This is a genomic window from Winogradskyella sp. PC D3.3, assembly GCF_054366245.1.
Window position 1 is genome coordinate 948,801 of record NZ_CM135962.1, and the last position, 18,887, is coordinate 967,687.

An 18,887-nucleotide genomic window follows, 5' to 3' on the forward strand; every position below is an offset into this window, starting at 1 on the left:
AAGACTGTTTATTCTGTAGCAGGTGCTCCGCTAACAATAATAAACTCAGAACGTCTATTTTCTGCGTGTTGTTCTTTTGTACAACCGCTAGCACAATCCACTTTAGGTTCGGTTTCACCTTTCCCTATTCCAGAGATTCTAGATTCGTCGATACCTTTAGAAATGACATACTGAACGGTAGTTTTTGCTCTTCGCTCAGATAAGGCATTGTTATAAGCATCAGTTCCTCTGTTATCGGTATGTGAGGTTGCTTTTATAACCATTTCAGGGTATTTTGTCATGATTTGAACTAATTTATCTAATTCAAAAGCGGCTTGCGCTGTGATGTTAGACTGATCGAACTCGAAGAAAATTGGCGCTAAATTGATCGTTTCAGCTACAATTAATTTCTCAATTGGATCTAAAGAAATTTGAACATTGTTTTCTTCGTCGTTAGAACCTTTCACTTGTACTTTCTTGCTGTCAAAGCCATCCATTACAACTTCTAATTCGGTATCTTTTTCACATTCTACAATAAATTCGGCAACACCGTTTTCATTTGTTATTTTAGAAACGACTTTATTACCTTCTGTATCAAATAAAGATACTGATGCACCACTTATTGGTTCGCGTGTTTTATCATCTAAAACAATAGCATTAACTAAAACATCACAAAGAGGTTGTAGTTTTTTGAATGCATATATATCGTCACCACCTTTTCCACCACTTCTGTTAGAAGAAACAAATCCTTCATCATTTTCTTCGTCAATAATAAAAGCAAAGTCATCACCATTACTGTTAATAGGAATTCCTAAGTTACGAATAGGTGCCATTTTACCATCAATTTCTTTAGTGTAAAACACATCTAAACCACCAAGGCCTAAATGACCATTAGATGAAAAATAAAGGGTGTTGTTGCTACTGATATACGGAAACATTTCTTGTCCTTCAGTATTCACTTTCTGACCTAAGTTTTCAGCTTCTCCTAAAGTTCCATCAGCGTTTATAGGTGCTTTGTAAAGGTCAAATCCCCCATAACCACCTGGCATGTTTGAAGCGAAATACAATGTTTTACCATCAGCACTAACTGATGGGTTTTTTACAGAATAGTTCTCACTATTAATAGCTAAGCTCTCTACTGTATCCCAATCGTTACCTAATTTAGTTGCTTTAAATAAATAAAGTTGACTAAATTTTGCACTACTTAAAGAATCTTTTTGAAAATCTTTTTCATAAAAACTTTCTCTAGAAAAATACATGGTTTTACCATCTGGTGAAAATGTAACTAAACCTTCGTGGAATCTAGAGTTAATTTTGTTGTTAGCTAACTCAGCTTCTTGGTAGGTGCCATCGGTATTTTTAACAATCGTATAAATATCTAAAAATGGTTGATCGTTCCATCCGTAGTTTTTACGACTGTCATTGCGACCAGAAGTAATATATAATTTACCATCATTCATAATACCACCAAAATCAGATTGCTCAGAGTTAAAGTCGGCATTTTGAACATTAAACTTTTTACCTTGTTCTAAAATCTTAGGAAGGTAATCTGGATTTTTTCTAAAGGCAGCAGCACGATGGTCAGAAGGACGCATTGATGCAAACCTATCCATTTGCTTATTAGATGCTTCGTACTTACCATTTGCTTTTAGCATTTGTGAGTACTTGTATATCATTTCTGGGTTATCAGAGGTTTCTAATGCTTTAGCATACCAACGTTCGGCAGCTTCTGTATTAAAAATGTTGTAATAACTTTCTGCAAGTTGTCCGTAAACATAAGCATCAGCTTTACCTTTTTCAACAAGTTTGTTATAGCTTTCAGCGGCTTTAACAAATTCGTATTGTGCAAATTGCTTATCTGCTTTTTTAGTGTCTTTATTTTGAGCAGTTAAGCAAAAGCTACTCATCAACGTAATCAATAATAATGTTTTAATTTTTTTCATAATTGTTTTAGCTTAACTGATTAAAAGTATCTAGGTGAACGAGAAACACGTTTTGCAAAATTAAGATCAAATAATACCATGATCTCATGTGATGCAGGTGAATAAGCTTTGATGTCTGAAGAGATAGCGTCATACGCATAACCAATTCTTAATGATGGTGTAAGCGCAACATTAACTAAACCAGAAAAAGAATCGTCTAATCGGTATGAGGCCCCAATTTCGAATTTTTTATAGAACCTTGCATTAACATTAACATCAAAAGACGTTGGGGCATCAAATGCTGATTTCACCATAAACGATGGCTTTAATTCAGTATTTGGTGACAGATCAAACACGTAACCACCAGTTAAGAAATAGTGTTGTGTTTCAGATCCTATTTTATAACCATCAGCATCTAAATGAACTGATGATAATAAATTTGGTACTGATAAAGATACATAGTATTTATTAGTGTAATAAAAGAATCCAGCTCCGATATTAGGTGTTGTAGAACTAATATCTTGAGAAAAAAATGGATCTGTATTATCAATAACATTTACATTAGAGTTTAAACCAATATCATGAAACGTAGCACCGGCTTTAACTCCAAAAGCTAAATTGTGTTCGCCACCTAACTTTAAGGTATACGAAATATCTGCATAAACATTGGTTTCTTTAACAGGGCCAATTTGATCTGCAATAACAGATAGACCTAAGCCCATGTTATTACCAACAGGGGAGTGGCCAAAAAATGTACCTGTTTCAGGTCCGCCATCAATCTTACTCCATTGGGTTCTATATAACAAACCAAAAGAAAGATTTTCTTTAGAACCTGCATAAGCAGGGTTAATTAGATTCATGTTGTACATGTATTGTGTGTACTGAGGGTCTTGTTGGGCATGCATCTGAAATGCTAAAAGCAAAACCGCAATAATAGAGAGTTTTTTCATTATAATAAGTTGATTCTGTTAGTTGATTATCTGTTAATATATACCCAAGCACTTTTGGTTTTCGTTCCACCTTCGTATTCAACAGTATAGAAATACGTTCCTACAGGTAATTCTTCGCCATCATTGCTTTGTCCAACCCATTCATTGGTGTAGTTCTTTTTAGAATACACTAAGGTTCCATATCTGTTAAATATTTCGAGCTTAGTTACATCAAATGCTCTTAGATCAAAAGTATCATTCTGACCAGGTGAAACACCAGGAGAAATACCTTCTGGGAAGATACACGTTTCAGCTTCTTCAACAGTTGTGGTTATTGTATTAGAACAACCGGTTTCGTTAAATGTAATTGTAGCCGAGTAATCACCTGCTACTACAACGTTATTTAAAGTTAATCCGCTACCACTAAAAGGGTTTCCATCTAATGTCCAAGTTACAGTTACATCAGCATCAGTAAAGTTAGAAGGTATAATACCTATCGTTTTTTCTGCTAATGATGGTGGTGGACATACAATATAATCATATTGAAGGTCAAATTCAGCTAATGGCACAATGTTGATTTCTAAATCAAACGAAGTCGTTTGGTAACAACCTGTTACGGCATCTTGTGCTCTTACATAAATCGTTTCACCACTACTAGAATATGGACTAGTTAATGCGCCATCTCCATCTTCCGCGGCCTGTAAAGAGGTGTGATATGAAATAATCATAGTATTATCTGTAGTAACGTCATCATTGATTGATATTAAATCAAACTCAGTAACACCATCTACAGCACCATCTAAATCATCACAGACAACAAAATCATCTGGTTGATTGATAACTGGTCTAGGGTTGACGATTAATTCAACTTGTGATAACTCACGACACCCTGTGTATCCGTTTAGAGCGGCATCTGCATCCTCAATTCTTATGATAAGGGTTTCACCTGCCGATTCGTACGGAGATGAGAGAGGAGGGAGGGCTTGGTTAGCAGCATCTGTGTTAGTATAATAACTTAATGTAAATCCATCAAGTCCAAGAGACGATGTTAAAGCATCTAAATCGAATGATTCTATGCCATCGGCTTCTGGTCCATCACATGCTATAAGCGTTTGTGGTGCTAATGGTTCAGGGTCTTTATAAAGGTTAATAATTACCACTTGAGATAAAGCATTAGCATTACATTGCGAATCAAAGGCTTGTACTTGGTAATTGTCAGATTCTGTAACAACAAGTGTGCTTGAATTCTCACCGACTATTGGTTCACCATTTTTGAACCAAACAAAATCATCAGCAAATGGAGAGTCTGTTTCAATCGTTACAGAAGTGAAGCCACATACTGAAACTTCGTCTGTTTCTAGCGGATCATTATTTGGATCAATCAATACATCGTTACTAGTAATAGAGGCATTAATATCAGCTATGGTACTACCAGAACCAGGTTCTCCAACGTTAGTTTGTCTTACTTGGATAATACCAGGCTCTTTTTCGAAGTTTGTTATCAATAATAAATAGATTTCACCTTCTTGAGCTCCTAGTAATGTAACATTTTCAACAGGTGCAGCAGAATAACTACAATCTACTACTGATGATAAATCACACAAGTCATCACCTGGACCAAATGGACCCCATAGGATAAAATCGACATCTAACTCGTCACCAATTGGATTATCATTCTCATCAAAAGCAGAGTTTTGAACCATTTCAATTAAGATATCACCAGTTGTTCCAATTTCTAAAACACTATAGGTTGGGTTTGGCGTTGTAAATAAACAATCAATTTGACCATCACCTGGAAGAACATTTATAGTGTTATAAGTATAAAGTATATCACTTGCATCACTACCACTACAGTAGTTGTCGGCTAAGTCACACTCAAGATTTACTGGTGGAATATATGGTGTAATACATAATTCAAAGGTTGTATCTACGTTTGAAGTACCACCAGAATACACTCTAATATAATAAGTATTACCTATAGTAAGTTGTGGTGTAACACTTGATAATTCTGCAAAACCAGAGGTACAAGAAATTTCAGTTAAGTTGTCACAAGTTCCTTCATAAACTGAATGATCGATATCTGAATCATCACCACCAACAATGTTTGCTATTGCAATTAATTGGTATTCGCTTGTAGCTTCAAATTGGAACCAAACATCATCATCAGCACTGCCTCCACATGAAGGTTCTGGAATACCAGAAGCTGAACCTGCTAATAATGTACCAGGTGTTCTGTTTTCACAAAGAATTTGATCGTTTACTACTGCCGTAGTAGCGTCACATGGATTATCGTTAACTGGAGGACAAGCTACAATTAGATAGTTATCACTACTAATGGTACAATCGCTGTCTTGTTCACTGGCAACAAATACTCTTACTTCTGTACCAAAATCAAAAGGACCAACAGAATAGGTTTCAGTATCTGTAGCTATAACAATATCGGTATTAAACGTATTTGAAATTTCTAGAGACGTTGCATCCCCTAAATCTAAAATGTTGACAGCAATTGAGAATTGGTCGCTAGCACAGTCTGGCACAACGGTATAGTCAGCCTCTGCAAGCGTACAATTTAATTCTTGAATGTTAACCGTAAAATCTAAAGTCACACCCCAAGACCCATTGTAACAAGGATTAGCAGGTGTTTGTAGAAAATCAGTTGTAACAATGCGCAGTCTATGCTGTCCAAGAGGGGCAGTAATAGGCATTAAAAATGAAGCATTTTGCATATGTGGATTGTTACCACCTGTTGATGCACCTTGATAAACTAGTTCTGTGTCATCTAATATTAAATCGTCATTAAAGTCAATCCAAATATTAGTGTTGTATGTCGCTGAATGTCCAAATTCAATTTCTAGATTAGTATCAAGACCTCTGAAGACATCTACCACAGATGCGGTGTTGTTTTCATAGAATACATCTCCAGCACTTGGGAAATCTGTTAATCCAAGAGTGACATTATTTACACCATCACCATCGTTACTTGTTGGTAGCGATTCACAATAACCTGTATAGAATTGGAAAGGACCATTGTATGAACTTTCGTCTCCAGGGCTACATATTGCTTGTACATAATACTCATAGCTTGTATCAGCTGTTAGGCCAGATAACGTATAAGGATTAGTCGTAACGTCAGTTATATATGTACCAGAACCTAATGGAAAACCAGCTTCACCGTATTGTATATTCCAAGAAGTTGCTGTACCAGTTTCTATCCAACTCAATTCTGTTGAAGTTAAAGTTAAGGCTGATGCTGATAGATCTGTTGGTTCAGGACACGTAGGAATACCCCTTACTCTAAAGTTATCTACAAAAATATCATTATCGGCAGTATCAACTACAGTTCCACTAGTAGCATATATTGCAAATTGTACGATTTGACCACTATAGGCAGTTAAATCAATTACGGGGTGTACACCAGTAATAGGAATTACAGATGTACTGTCATAAGTTAATAAATTCACCCATGTTGCGCCATTATCCGTAGAAATTAATAATTGTACAGTATCATCAGAACCTAGTGTTCCTGCTACGGTAGAACTAATCCATTCTGTAATTCCGAAATCGAATTCTACTTGAAAAGGACCTCCGGTTAAATCAAATTGTGGTGTTATAATCCAATCATTGAACGTAGTTAAAGTTGAGCCGAATACGTTTATATTATAAGAAAGGCTACCAGTAGCACTATTAAGAAATTCATCTGAATTCCAAGAACTATTACCTAAATCGGTTGGGCCAGTAGTTGGGGTACCTTCACTTGCTTCTTCCCAACAATCAGGAGTAATGGTTGCAAAGTTTTGAATGTAATCTGGAACAAAGATATCACATAATGTTGTAAAAGATATCGGACCTGTAAATGAGCTTAAATCACCACTACAATCGGATTGTACATAGAAATCATATGAAGTGACAGGATTGAGACCCGTAGCAATATAAGGATTAGAAACGTTAGTATCGGTTGGCGTACCAGTTGGTGCTTCACCTGCTTCTACGATTTCTACATTCCATATGGTAGACGTTCCCGCTTCTGTCCATGTTAATTCAGCACCATCAGGTGTAATATTGGTAACAGCTAAATCATTTGGCTCTGGACAACTTGGTACTGCTCTGACTTGAAAATTATCTACAAAAACATCTACATCTGTGGTATCATCAACAGTTCCGTCAGTAGCGTATATTCCAAATTGTACGATTTGGCCATTATATGCCGATAAATTTACAACAGGGTGTTCACCACTTGCAGAAACATTAGACGTACTATCATAAGTTAATAAAGTTGTCCATGTTGCTCCATTATCATTTGATATAAGTAATTGTACTTCATCATCAGAACCTAAAGTACCGGCTGTCGCATTACCCCAGTTTGTAATTCCAAAATCAAATTCTACTTGAAAAGGACCACCGGTTAAATCAAATTGTGGTGATAAAATCCAATCATTTAAAGATGTACCGTATATATTTACTTTATAGGCTCCTGTAAAACCGTCATTCAAAAATCCATCAGAGGTCCATGAGCTAGCTCCTAAATCTGTAGGGCCAGTAGTTGGGGTACCATTATTGGCTTCATCCCAACATTCAGGTGCTAGAGCGAAAGTAACATCTGTAAAGTCTTGGAAATAATCAGGAATGGTTACATCGCATAATGTTGTAAATGTGTAAGGACCAGACCATAAGCTTAATTCACTACCACAGTTAGCTTGTACATAATAATCGTAGGTTGTTAAACCGTCTAAGCCAGAAGCGTTATATGGGTTTGTAACATTCGTTGCTGTTGGATTTCCTGTTGGTGCTGTTCCTGTTGGTACAACTTCAACGTTCCATTGCGATACAGTACCTGCTTGTGTCCAAGCAAGTTCGGCATTATTAGCACCAATACCATTTGTTGTTAATGCACTTGGTGGAATACAATTTGGTGCTGCTGTAACGTTTATAGAAAAATCCATAGTCACTCCCCAAGTCCCACTATAACAAGGGTCTGGGGCAGCTGCTGATTGATTAAAGTCAGCCGTACCAATTCTCATATTATAGACACCTAAAGGTACATCTGGCATTAAAAATGACGCGTTAAATACCGTTGGGTTAACTCCTTCGCTAGTTCCTTGGAAAACGATTTCTGTTGCATTGTCAAACACTAAATCATTGTTGAAATCTATCCAAATGTTTGTATTGTATGTTGGACCTGTAGCAAAAGTGATTTGTAAATTAGAAGTCACTTGAGATGCTAAATCTACAGTTGTTCCTGTAAAATCTTCATAGGTTACGTCGTCACCTGCCGAAGTAAAAATTTCAGTGCCTAATTCTACTTGTGTAATACCATCCCCATCAACTGATGTTGGTACCGATTCACAATAACCTGTTAAAAACGTAAATGGACCTACCCATTCGCTAGTTCCATCTACTGTTCCGCAATCAGCTTGGTAATAAACATAATAATTTGTGTTCTCTGTTAATCCAGAGAAAGATGTTGCTGCACTGCCTGTGACATTAGCAGAACCTTCTTCTTCACCATTTCCTGGTGTAAAATCTGAGGTGCTGTATTCAACATTCCATGCGGTTTCAGAATCCCCTGCTGTCCATATTAAGTCAACTGTTGTTGTCGTTAATAAAGCGGTTGTCATTCCAGAAGGATTAGGACAAGCTGGACTTTCATAGAGTGTTACCACAATGTTATTGTAGTCTGCCTCTGAGCCTGCGTAGCTTTGGTCGAAAACGAGGTCTAAGTAACCATCGACTGTTGGATCATAAATAGCAGGAAACTCACCTACAAATGTAAGTGTTGTGTTGTCGCCATTAGTGCCTCCTCCTGTTGTTGCAGGATCAATTAACACATCTCCAGCGGTTGTTGTTAATGTAAGCTGTGCTTCATTAGACCATGGGTTTCCATCCCCTGCAACCCATTCTGCTGTTACTAAAAATGAAATATACGATCCTGTAGAGGATGCTGGTACTCCAGCAGTATTCGCTATGTCATTTACGTTTATAGCTGTATTCTCCCCAGATACTACTGTGGTTGGTCCAACTATTGGTGGAAAATCATACTGAGCGCTAGCTGTTAGGAAACAACCTAGCATGATTAAAAATAGAGTAATTTTTTTCATTATTAATCGGTTTGTTAAAAATTGTTTATGTGCTTTATAACTATTTGATTATAAAGTAATTTGTTGGTGTTTTGAAAAAAAATGCTTTGCAATGCGCATCATAATTGTTGGTTAGACAATTGTACTATGCGAACTCGAATATATAAAAAATGACTATTAACATGTTGTTAACATTGCTATAATAGATTAAATACCATAATAATCGATGAAAGGTTTAATGATTTTTTAAGAAGACTTCAATTGAATAAAAACAGGGAAATGATCGCTATAACCGCCTTTATATTTTTTGCCAACAAAGGTTCTAAAAGGTTGTCCTTTATATTTACCTTCGTTCTGTGTAAGAAATTTAGTTTTATAAACTTGTGCGTCACTGTACAATAACTTAGAATTATTGGTGTCAAAAAAGTTTGTAGAGAATAAAATTTGGTCGAATAGATGCCATTGAAAATTGTGGCTTAAACTACCGTTGTCACGAGACCAAACGGTTTTAAAAGGGTTAAAGAGCTTGCTTTCATTTTCTAACAACATTATACTTTGACAATTAGGATTGTCGTTAAAATCTCCCATAACTATAATTTTGGAATTGGGATTTTTCGTTTTAAGCATTTTAATAATAGAATTTACAACATTTGCTGCAGCTATACGTTTAAAATCGGTTTCCTTAACACCTTCTCTTCGAGAGGACCAATGGTTAACAATTACATTGATGTTTTCGTTATTTAATTCTCCTTGTACCAAGAGAATATCTCTAGTATAATCTTGATCCCCCTTTTCATTTTGAAGATATACCGAAAAGGTTTCAGAATGTTCTACTTTAAAAACATCACGTTTATAGAGTAAGGCCACATCAATTCCTCTTTCGTCTAAAGAATCGTAGTGAATATAGTTGTAGTTTTCGTCAATTAGATTTTTGCTATTAACAAAATATGATAGTACTTTTTGGTTTTCAACCTCAGCCAATCCAACTAAAACCGGTGCGTCTTTATCATCTTCTTTACCAATTTGAGAAATTACGGTGCCTAATTTCATTAATTTGTTCTGATAGCGCTTTAAAGTCCAACGTTTTGCTGACGTTGGTAAAAAATCCTTATCATTTGTGAATGGGTTGTTTTTTATATCGAATAAATTCTCGATATTATAGAATGCAATAGTATATGGTTCAAAAGTATTATTCATAGGATTAAATATAGGTTTTTAAAATATTAATTGGACTAATCGATTTGCTTAACTTTGTACTTTAATTAATTATGATAGAGAAAAAGGATATAGAATTAGAGAAAGCGGTACTCATTGGTGTTATTACACAAGATCAAGATGAAGAAAAATCTAAGGAGTACTTAGACGAATTAGAGTTTTTAACGTTTACCGCAGGCGGTGAAGTGGTAAAGCGCTATACTCAAAAAATGGCCATGCCTAACCCAAAGACCTTTATTGGTACGGGTAAGATGGAGGATGTGAGACAGTTTGTTGAAGCTAATGATATTGGAACTGTAATTTTTGATGATGAGTTATCACCAGCCCAAGAACGCAATATCAGTAAGATTCTTAATTGTAAGATTCTTGATAGAACCAACCTTATTCTAGACATTTTTGCGCAACGTGCACAGACCAGTTATGCGAGAACACAGGTAGAATTGGCGCAATGTGAATATTTACTTCCAAGACTAAAAGGAATGTGGACACACCTTGAGCGTCAAAAAGGTGGTATTGGAATGCGTGGACCTGGGGAAACAGAAATAGAAACGGATAGACGTATTGTACGTGATAAGATTGCCTTATTAAAAGCAAAAATAAAGACAATAGATAAACAGCAGGCCGTACAACGAGGAAATCGTGGTAAAATGGTACGCGTTGCATTAGTTGGTTATACCAATGTTGGGAAATCGACTTTGATGAATGTGATTAGTAAAAGTGATGTGTTTGCTGAAAATAAATTATTTGCAACATTAGATACCACTGTTAGAAAAGTGGTTATTGGAAACTTGCCCTTTTTAATGAGTGACACGGTTGGGTTTATTAGAAAACTACCGACGCAATTAGTAGAATCTTTTAAAAGTACCTTAGATGAAGTGCGAGAAGCTGATTTATTACTTCATGTCGTAGATATCTCGCATACGAACTTTGAAGAACATATAGATTCTGTAAATCAGATTTTAGACGAAATTGAAAGTAAAGACAAACCAACGATCATGGTTTTTAATAAAATTGATGCCTACGAAGCAGAACCTTTTAATGAAGAAGATTTAGTAGAGGTGCGTACTCAGGCCAACTATAGCATTGAAGAATGGAAAAAAACCTGGATGTCTAGAGTCGGTGATAATGCTTTGTTTATTTCAGCGTTAAATAAGGAGAATATGGAAGAGTTTAGAAAACGTGTGTATCAGGAAGTCAGAGAAATCCATGTAACGCGTTTTCCATACAATCATTTCTTATATCCAGACGTTGAAGATTTAGAATAATAAAGTTACATCACATCTTAATATGAGCACTTATGCGAAACAAATGACATCAAGATTAAAAAAGGTATTACAAAATAAATGGTTAAAAGGGATACTTGTTTTAATCGCTATAGGTGTCGTGTTTCTTTTGGGTTTATATATAAGTATCTATATAGGTTTATTTGGAAAATTGCCAACCATCGATGATATTAGTTCTATTAAGCAAGAGCAAGCAACACAATTATTAGATAAAGACGGAAAATTAATTGGGAAGTACTATGTCTACGACAGACAGCCTGTAAGGTTTGAAGATCTTCCAAAACATCTTATTGAGGCTTTAGTCGCTACGGAAGATTCACGATTTTATGAACATGATGGTATAGATAACATCAGTTTAATGCGTGTGTTTGTTAAAAATTTAATTCTTCAAGATAAATCTGCAGGTGGAGGTAGCACAATTACCCTTCAACTTGCTAAAAATTTATATGGAAGAAAAAAATATGCCATGTTTAGCATGCTCATTAATAAGTTTAAAGAATCTATTGTGGCTAAACGTATTGAAGAGGTTTATTCAAAAGAAGAGATCTTAACCTTATACCTCAATACGGTTCCATTTTCAGATAATACCTATGGTATAGAAAGTGCGTCGTTAAAATTCTTTAATGCTTCTGTAAATGATATTTCTATTATTGAAGCGGCAACTTTAGTCGGTACATTAAAAGCAAACACTTATTACAATCCAAGAGTGCATTTGCAACGAAGTGAAGATCGACGGAACGTTGTATTAAGCCAGATGGCGAACTATGGCTATCTTTCAAAAGATTCTTTAAAATATTATTCCGATCAACCATTAGAATTAGATTACCGTTCTTTTAATCACGATTTAGGTTTAGCACCATATTTTAGAGCTGAAGTAAAAAAACAATTAGAATCTATTTTAGATACATTAAAAACTCCAGAAGGTGAAAACTATGATTTGTATAAGGATGGCTTGATTGTGCACACCACCTTAGATTTTAAAATGCAAGAAATGGCAGAAGCAGCCATGAAAGAGCATATGAGTAAGCTTCAGGCTGATTTTGAAGCATCTTATGGTAAAAGTGGTCCGTGGGAAACAAATACGAAGCTGCTTGGAAATGAGATTAAAAAGTTACCACAAGTTAAGAGCTTTAAAAAGAATGGGTTGAGCGATATGCAAATTAAAGATTCATTACATATTAAACGACCTGTAGATTTATTTACTTGGAAAGGTGATACCGTAAAAAATGTTTCGACTATAGATAGTTTGAAACATTATCTGAAATTTTTAAATACTGGAATGTTATCTATTGAACCAACCACAGGTGCTGTTAGAACTTATATCGGTGGTGTTGATTATCGTTATTTTAAATACGATCATATTTCGCAAAGTGAACGGCAAGTGGGGTCTACTTTTAAACCCTTTGTGTATACTGCGGCTATTGATAATGGTTTAAATCCATGTACTTACTTTTCTTTAAATAAAGTGACCTACACAGATTATGATGATTGGACTCCAACCAATTCAGGAAGTAAGGAAGATGATGTTTATATCAATTATACTCTAGAAAATGCCTTGAGTAATTCTGTAAATACCATTTCAGTTAAGGTATTGGAGAAAGTAGGTATTCCAAAAGTACTAGCGCAAGTTGAAAAATTGGGGATTTCGAAGGAACTGCCTAATCAACCGTCGTTAGCTTTGGGCGTGGCAGAGATTAGTTTGAAGGATTTAACAGGGGCTTACGCAAGTTACCTTAATAATAGTAAATCAGTAAAACCTTATTATATTACAAAAATAGAAGACAAATCAGGGAATGTGATAGCGACTTTTAAACCTGAGGTTTCTGAAAAACAAGCTTATAGCGATTACACAAGGCAAGTCCTTTTGGAAATGTTGAAGTCTACAGTTAATAAAGGAACAGCATCACGATTAAGGCATACCTACGGTTTAGAAAATGATATTGCAGGAAAAACAGGAACAACTCAAAACAATAAAGATGGATGGTTTGTTGGTTTAACACCAAATTTAGTAACGATAACTTGGGTTGGTAATGATAATCACGGCATAGGATTTAAATCTACAGGCATGGGACAAGGCTCTAATTCAGCGTTACCAATTTTTGCAAAGTTTTATCAGAAGTTGAATAAAGACAGTGATTATAAAGCAATAACCAGCGCTCAATTTGAAGCACCTTCAGAACACGTTTTAAGTGATCTGGACTGTGAGCCCACAAAACGCGATGGTTTTATTAAGCGATTATTCAAGAAAAAGGAGAAAAAGAAAAATTTTAATTAAAGAGGTGTAGTAACTTCATAACTGCATAAAAAAAACCTGTCTAAATTAAATCTAGACAGGTTTGTGTGTTTTATAAAAAGTTGTGCTTAGAAAGCGTAAGTTAAACCAACAGTGTAATAAGATTGTATTTTGTTGTCTACAGAATCAAAAGTTTCAGTAGCATTACCTAAGGTGTTAACAGAATAATTTAAAGCTTCTTGCTTGTTACTACGTAATCCAAAATCGAAACCAACACCAATCATTTTCCATAATTTATAGCTAAATGAGTTGGTCCAAGTTATGTTAGATAAATCAGAAGATTCATAACTTTGGAATGCAGATAAGTTTGATTTAAAGTGAATAGCACCAATCTGTCTTGTATAATCAGCTACAATTTTAGCCCCTAAAGAAGATTCAAAAATAGTATCATCATCAGCAAAAACAAAGTTGTAGTTTAATGGGTGAACGACTACGATTAAGTTGTCAATAGGTGTCCAAGTTGCACCAATACCAAGGTCTAAGTACCCTGGATCATTAAAGTTGTCTAATACCGTTGTTCTGTATTCTCCTAAAGCGGATACAGCAATTTTCTCACTTAATTTATATCCGTAAAGAGAAGAAATATTAAAAACATCTGTTGTAGATTCAAATGAATCACTGTCTGTTGGATTATCTTTATCGTCTAATTTTACCCATGCAAAATTTGTAGTTAAAGAGTTTCTCCAGAAATATTTGTCTTCAATTTTATTTGCAAACGCATTGAAGGAAATACCAATATTACCAGAACTGTTATTTGGTGTTCCTTGAGAATACCAATCATTAAATTCAGATAAGCTTCCACCAATAGTACCAAAAGCACCTATTCTCCAGCCTGGTAAAGCGTCAATTTGTTTTTGTATAGCATTCGCTTCACCTTGAAACTTATCGGCTTCAGCTTGTTTTTCAGCTTTTTGAGCTTGTAGCTCTTCTTTTGTTTGAGAAAAACCAAGAGTTACAGCTAACAATAAGAGGGTTGATAAAAGTAATTTTTTATTCATAATGGATTAAAATTTAATAATTTAAAGTTGTTTTAATTTGCAAATATAAGTGTTTATTGATTTTAATAAATACAGTATTACTACATTGCATCTACTCTTAAGACCATAAATCTTTCAAAAAGTCACATTTTTTATAGTATTATTTTCTTTTAAATAAAGGAACTGAAGAACAGGCCTCTCCAAACATTATAGATTTTGCAATTGGTTTTAATTTTTGGGATAATAAGATGAGGGCATTAGAAGGTACGGGTTTGTTGGAACAGCCTTTAATAATGACAGGTAACCCTTCAAATTCGGAAAGATCTAGGTTAGATATGATTTCGGTGTATAGGATAGATTCTAAATCGTTTAAAGTGCCAATTATGGCTAGTTTAACATAGGGTTGAAGCTCAATTGCAATTAACATATAGGCCCAATCGGGTACAATGGCATCTGTAGCACAATGCAAAGCCATATAAGAATCTTGGTATTGCGACCAATCGTGTTCGGCAACAAAAGCCCTAAAGTCTTTTTCGCGAAGCACTAAGCCCTCCAATAACCAGTCGGATATATCAAAAAGAACACGTTTTCCTTGTGGGTAGTAATCCTCTAAGTCTATGACTCTTAGTTTGCTATTTGCAACTCTATTTATAATCTCTTCTGCCATACTGCAAAGGTAATTGTTTTACTGATAGCCTTCGGCTTGTAGTGTGAACAATTCAGAATATAAGGCTTGGTTCTTCATAAGTTCTTCATGAGTTCCAATTTCTAATGCTCTTCCATGTTCTAGCACTAAAATTCTATCGGCTTGGCGAACTGTGCTAAATCTGTGTGAAATTATAATGCTTGTTTTGTCTTCTGTTAAACCTATAAACCGACCAAAGACTTCGCTTTCTGCTCTAGCATCTAATGCCGAAGTGGGTTCGTCTAATACCATAACTTCAGCACTTTTCATATAGGCTCTAGCTAAGGCTACTTTTTGCCATTGCCCTCCTGATAATTCCTGACCGTTAGAAAAGCGTTTTCCTAGCTGTTGGTTATAACCGTGTTTTAATTCTGAAACAACTTCATTTGCTAAACTTAGTTCTGCGGCTTTTTCAATTTTAGTTTGGTTGTCTATCTCGCTTATATTTCCAATAGCAATGTTTTCTTTTACGGTAAATTCATACCTAAAGAAATCTTGAAAAATAACCCCAAAATATTCTTGATATTCGGCAATATTAAAGCGATTAATATTAATTCCGTCTAAAAGGATTTCACCAGAAGTTGGCTCATAAAAACGTAAAAGTAATTTTATTAAGGTCGTTTTTCCTGCTCCATTTTGCCCTACAAAAGCGAGTTTTTCTCCTGCTTTTAGTGTAAAACTGATGCCTTTTAAAATTTCAGTTTCAGAATTTGGGTAGGCAAAACGGACGGCTTTAAATTCGAATCCTGTTTTAATTTTAGCAGGTAAAGGCATATCTTCTTTAGCCTTTGAAATAATTTTTATATCAATAAAATCGAAATAATCCTTGAGGTACAAAGCACTTTCAGAAATACGTGTAAATTTTGAAAAGAAGTCTTGAAGGTTTCGCATTAAACGATTAAAGGATCCTGATAAGAATGTTAATTCTCCTAGGGTAATTGCACCAGACAAGACTCTATAAATAATAAATACATAGGCTCCGTAGTAGCTTATAGACCCTAAAACATTAAATAAAAACCCTAATGCAGAGCGCTTTATAGCTAGTGTTTTGTTGAGTTGATAATATTCCTCAGATAAGTTTTTAAAACGATCTACAACAAAATCGGTTAAACCAAATAGTTTGATTTCTTTAGCTGTTTTGTCGTTGGCGCCTATAAATCTTAGGTAGTCTAATTCGCGGCGCTCTGAGGTCCAACTTCTGGCTAAAGAATATTGTTGTTGGCTAAAGCGTACTTCGTTAATAAATGAAGGAATGATGCTTAAGACTAACAAAATTATTAAATAAGGTTCAAAATAGATTAAGCCCGCTACAAGTGTTGCAATAGAAATAGCACTTTGTGCTTGTCCTAAAACATTTGACATTAATGCCACACGCCCTGTAGTTTGCGTTCTGGCTCGTTCTAGCTTATCGTAAAACTCAGAATCTTCCAATAAACTAATATTGATTTGATTGGTTTTCTTGATAATAGTAACGGACGTCGCAATATTATATTCATCACCTAACAGGCCATCGGTTAACGAAATGGCTCTACTTATTAAATCGGAAAGAATAATGAGGCCAAATTCAGCAGCTACATAGGTCCAAAGGGTATAGTAATCAGGATGCTCTAATGAAATTTGTAAAATGATTTCATCAATTATTAATTTTCCAATCCATAAAATTATAACAGGAAGTAACGCTCCTATAAGTCTACAAAGTGCAGATAATAGGAAGAGTCCTTTATTAACTTTCCAAATTTCTTTAAAAAATCTAGGAATGTAAACTAAAGCATTAAAAGACGATTTAATACTCGTTTTTTTGCCGTCCTTTAATGAGGCAGGTGTACGTCTTGGCATTTATGGGTTGTATTAAAGCATTCCAAGTTCTAACTTGGCTTCTTCACTCATTAAGTCTTGTGACCAAGGTGGATCAAAAGTGATTTCTACTTCAGTATCCTTAACCTCGTTAATAGATTTTACTTTTTCTTCAACTTCAAGAGGCAAAGTTTCTGCAACGGGACAGTTTGGTGTGGTTAATGTCATTAGGATTTTTACTTCAAAATCTTCGTTTACAAAAACATCGTAGATCAATCCTAATTCGTAAATGTCTACGGGGATTTCAGGATCGTAAATCGTTTTTAAAACTCTTAGAATTTTTTCTCCTAAAACTACTGTATCGATGGGTGTGTCGCTCATAATTTGTTGTTTAAACTGTTAAGGTGATTGTTGTCAAAGGTTTGTACTAATAAGCAACTTAACTTAATTGTGTTTGGTATGCTATAGCATACATTTTTAGTTGTTTTATCATGCTTACTAGGCCGTTGGCTCTCGTTGGTGATAAATGTTCCTTTAGTCCAATTTTATCAATAAAGTCCGTATTAGCTTCAATAATAGCTTTTGGATGTTGATTAGAAAATACTCTAATCAATATGGCTATAATACCTTTAGTTATAATGGCATCGCTATCTGCTGTAAAGTTCACTTTGTCATCTTCCATAGTGGCGTGAACCCATACTTTGCTTTGGCAACCTTTAATGATATTATCTTCAGTTTTGTATTTTTCGTCTATGATAGGTAAGTCTTTACCCAAATCTATCATGTATTGGTAACGTTCTTCCCAATCTTCGAACATGGAAAACTCATCAATAATTTCGTTTTGTACTTCTTCAATAGTCATAGTCTGATCGTTTGTTGCAAAATTACAAAATCGTTAGTTTTTAACGGTCTTTTCTTTTATGGATAACACTTTATTAACTAATGCTTCTATCTCCTTTGGTGGATTACCATGATCAAAGGTAGGTGCTCTATATTCTACATCACCTATTTGTATGGTTAAAGTGGCATGAGGTGCTCCATCATATTGGTGTTTTTTTGACGGTGGTTTTAGATCTGAAAGTCCTTCTAAATCTATAGCGTCAATAAGGTTTTTAAGTTCCTCCCACGCTTTTATATCGCTTTTATATTTTTCAATATTTTGAAGACTGGGATCCTTTGAAAGGAATATGTTAGTCTTTGAAATAAGTACAAAGTCAAAGGCACTTCGTGTTAATGTTTCGTATTTAACAGCTGTTTTATATGTGCCATTTGTGCTCGCGCTTTTTTTTGATGTCACTACAGTACTGCTTCCTTTAAAGGCAACCGTTTCGTTGGTTAAAAACGAAACAAAGTTGTCCTTTATTGAAAAGGAATCCGTTGCATTCAAAGCTTTTAAGAATTGGTGTTCTAGTTTAGACACTTCACCATGACATAATTTTTTTGAAGCTCCAATATTTTCAAAGGTTATTGCATTGTCATCTATCGAATAATTTCCAAAGAAACTGTTGCAACCTGCAAATCCTGTGACTTTATTTGATGTATTTTCGAAGGTGATTACAATTTTATTTGAAGAAACGTCAGTGTCTCCAAGGTCTGTAATATAGTAAGTTCCGGAAAGTGGCTCTTGCATCGTTTTGTTGTTTTCCATTGCTTTTTTTGTTGAATCACAGGAATTCAATGTTGTTAAAAGCATAAATAAACTAAGTAAAATCCTCATCTATTAATTGTTTATCACC

12 protein-coding genes are annotated in these 18,887 nt (G+C 34.9%); 2 read left to right on the plus strand and 10 right to left on the minus strand.

What is annotated here, in order from left to right; translation table 11 throughout:
• Positions 1-8: 8 nt before the first annotated feature.
• The 4 genes from ACXGSQ_RS04120 to ACXGSQ_RS04135 all read right to left on the minus strand — a co-directional run bounded on the left by ACXGSQ_RS04120 (position 9) and on the right by ACXGSQ_RS04135 (position 10,101).
• A complete protein-coding gene (locus tag ACXGSQ_RS04120; protein WP_458628365.1) occupies positions 9-1,922 on the minus strand; it encodes an OmpA family protein in 1,914 nt (637 codons plus the stop codon).
• Between the two features lie 20 nt (positions 1,923-1,942).
• Positions 1,943-2,851, minus strand: coding sequence for a PorP/SprF family type IX secretion system membrane protein (locus ACXGSQ_RS04125; protein ID WP_458628366.1), 909 nt, complete (start codon positions 2,849-2,851; stop codon positions 1,943-1,945).
• Between the two features lie 26 nt (positions 2,852-2,877).
• The gene (locus tag ACXGSQ_RS04130; protein ID WP_458628367.1) at positions 2,878-8,925 is read right to left on the minus strand and encodes a GEVED domain-containing protein; all 6,048 of its coding nucleotides are present in this window, start codon (positions 8,923-8,925) and stop codon (positions 2,878-2,880) included.
• A 225-nt stretch (positions 8,926-9,150) separates the two neighbouring features.
• Entirely contained in the window at positions 9,151-10,101 is a 951-nt protein-coding gene (locus tag ACXGSQ_RS04135; RefSeq protein ID WP_458628368.1) for an endonuclease/exonuclease/phosphatase family protein, read from the minus strand.
• Positions 10,102-10,172: 71 nt separating this feature from the next.
• Here ACXGSQ_RS04135 and hflX point away from each other — a divergent pair, with 71 nt between their 5' ends.
• Both hflX and ACXGSQ_RS04145 read left to right on the plus strand, forming a co-directional pair.
• On the plus strand, positions 10,173-11,384 hold the full coding sequence (gene hflX / locus ACXGSQ_RS04140) for a GTPase HflX (RefSeq protein ID WP_458628369.1): 1,212 nt from the start codon (positions 10,173-10,175) through the stop codon (positions 11,382-11,384).
• Positions 11,385-11,427: 43 nt separating this feature from the next.
• The gene (locus ACXGSQ_RS04145) at positions 11,428-13,677 is read left to right on the plus strand and encodes a penicillin-binding protein 1A (protein ID WP_458628370.1); all 2,250 of its coding nucleotides are present in this window, start codon (positions 11,428-11,430) and stop codon (positions 13,675-13,677) included.
• Between the two features lie 86 nt (positions 13,678-13,763).
• Here ACXGSQ_RS04145 and ACXGSQ_RS04150 read toward each other — a convergent pair whose 3' ends face one another.
• The 6 genes from ACXGSQ_RS04150 to ACXGSQ_RS04175 all read right to left on the minus strand — a co-directional run bounded on the left by ACXGSQ_RS04150 (position 13,764) and on the right by ACXGSQ_RS04175 (position 18,799).
• Complete coding sequence (locus ACXGSQ_RS04150) at positions 13,764-14,693, minus strand: DUF3078 domain-containing protein (RefSeq protein WP_458628371.1); 930 nt, start codon at positions 14,691-14,693, stop codon at positions 13,764-13,766.
• Positions 14,694-14,832: 139 nt separating this feature from the next.
• Complete coding sequence (locus tag ACXGSQ_RS04155) at positions 14,833-15,339, minus strand: DUF2480 family protein (protein WP_458628372.1); 507 nt, start codon at positions 15,337-15,339, stop codon at positions 14,833-14,835.
• A gap of 18 nt (positions 15,340-15,357) precedes the next feature.
• On the minus strand, positions 15,358-17,193 hold the full coding sequence (locus ACXGSQ_RS04160; protein WP_458628373.1) for an ABC transporter ATP-binding protein: 1,836 nt from the start codon (positions 17,191-17,193) through the stop codon (positions 15,358-15,360).
• Between the two features lie 12 nt (positions 17,194-17,205).
• Positions 17,206-17,532, minus strand: coding sequence for an iron-sulfur cluster assembly protein (locus ACXGSQ_RS04165; RefSeq protein WP_458628374.1), 327 nt, complete (start codon positions 17,530-17,532; stop codon positions 17,206-17,208).
• 58 nt (positions 17,533-17,590) lie between these two features.
• Positions 17,591-18,013 (minus strand): SufE family protein, encoded by a 423-nt coding sequence (locus ACXGSQ_RS04170; RefSeq protein ID WP_458628375.1) that lies wholly within the window; start codon positions 18,011-18,013, stop codon positions 17,591-17,593.
• 33 nt (positions 18,014-18,046) lie between these two features.
• Entirely contained in the window at positions 18,047-18,799 is a 753-nt protein-coding gene (locus ACXGSQ_RS04175; RefSeq protein ID WP_458628376.1) for an META domain-containing protein, read from the minus strand.
• Positions 18,800-18,887: the final 88 nt, after the last annotated feature.

Bases quoted from the DNA above. Each gene is read 5' to 3' on its own strand.
- ACXGSQ_RS04125 (WP_458628366.1), bottom strand. From the start codon at position 2,851: ATGAAAAAACTCTCTATTATTGCGGTTTTGCTTTTAGCATTTCAGATG.
- ACXGSQ_RS04175 (WP_458628376.1), bottom strand. From the start codon at position 18,799: ATGGAAAACAACAAAACGATGCAAGAGCCACTTTCCGGAACTTACTAT.
- ACXGSQ_RS04160 (WP_458628373.1), bottom strand. From the start codon at position 17,193: ATGCCAAGACGTACACCTGCCTCATTAAAGGACGGCAAAAAAACGAGT.
- ACXGSQ_RS04155 (WP_458628372.1), bottom strand. From the start codon at position 15,339: ATGGCAGAAGAGATTATAAATAGAGTTGCAAATAGCAAACTAAGAGTC.
- ACXGSQ_RS04130 (WP_458628367.1), bottom strand. From the start codon at position 8,925: ATGAAAAAAATTACTCTATTTTTAATCATGCTAGGTTGTTTCCTAACA.
- ACXGSQ_RS04135 (WP_458628368.1), bottom strand. From the start codon at position 10,101: ATGAATAATACTTTTGAACCATATACTATTGCATTCTATAATATCGAG.
- hflX (WP_458628369.1), top strand. From the start codon at position 10,173: ATGATAGAGAAAAAGGATATAGAATTAGAGAAAGCGGTACTCATTGGT.
- ACXGSQ_RS04150 (WP_458628371.1), bottom strand. From the start codon at position 14,693: ATGAATAAAAAATTACTTTTATCAACCCTCTTATTGTTAGCTGTAACT.
- ACXGSQ_RS04165 (WP_458628374.1), bottom strand. From the start codon at position 17,532: ATGAGCGACACACCCATCGATACAGTAGTTTTAGGAGAAAAAATTCTA.
- ACXGSQ_RS04145 (WP_458628370.1), top strand. From the start codon at position 11,428: ATGACATCAAGATTAAAAAAGGTATTACAAAATAAATGGTTAAAAGGG.
- ACXGSQ_RS04170 (WP_458628375.1), bottom strand. From the start codon at position 18,013: ATGACTATTGAAGAAGTACAAAACGAAATTATTGATGAGTTTTCCATG.
- ACXGSQ_RS04120 (WP_458628365.1), bottom strand. From the start codon at position 1,922: ATGAAAAAAATTAAAACATTATTATTGATTACGTTGATGAGTAGCTTT.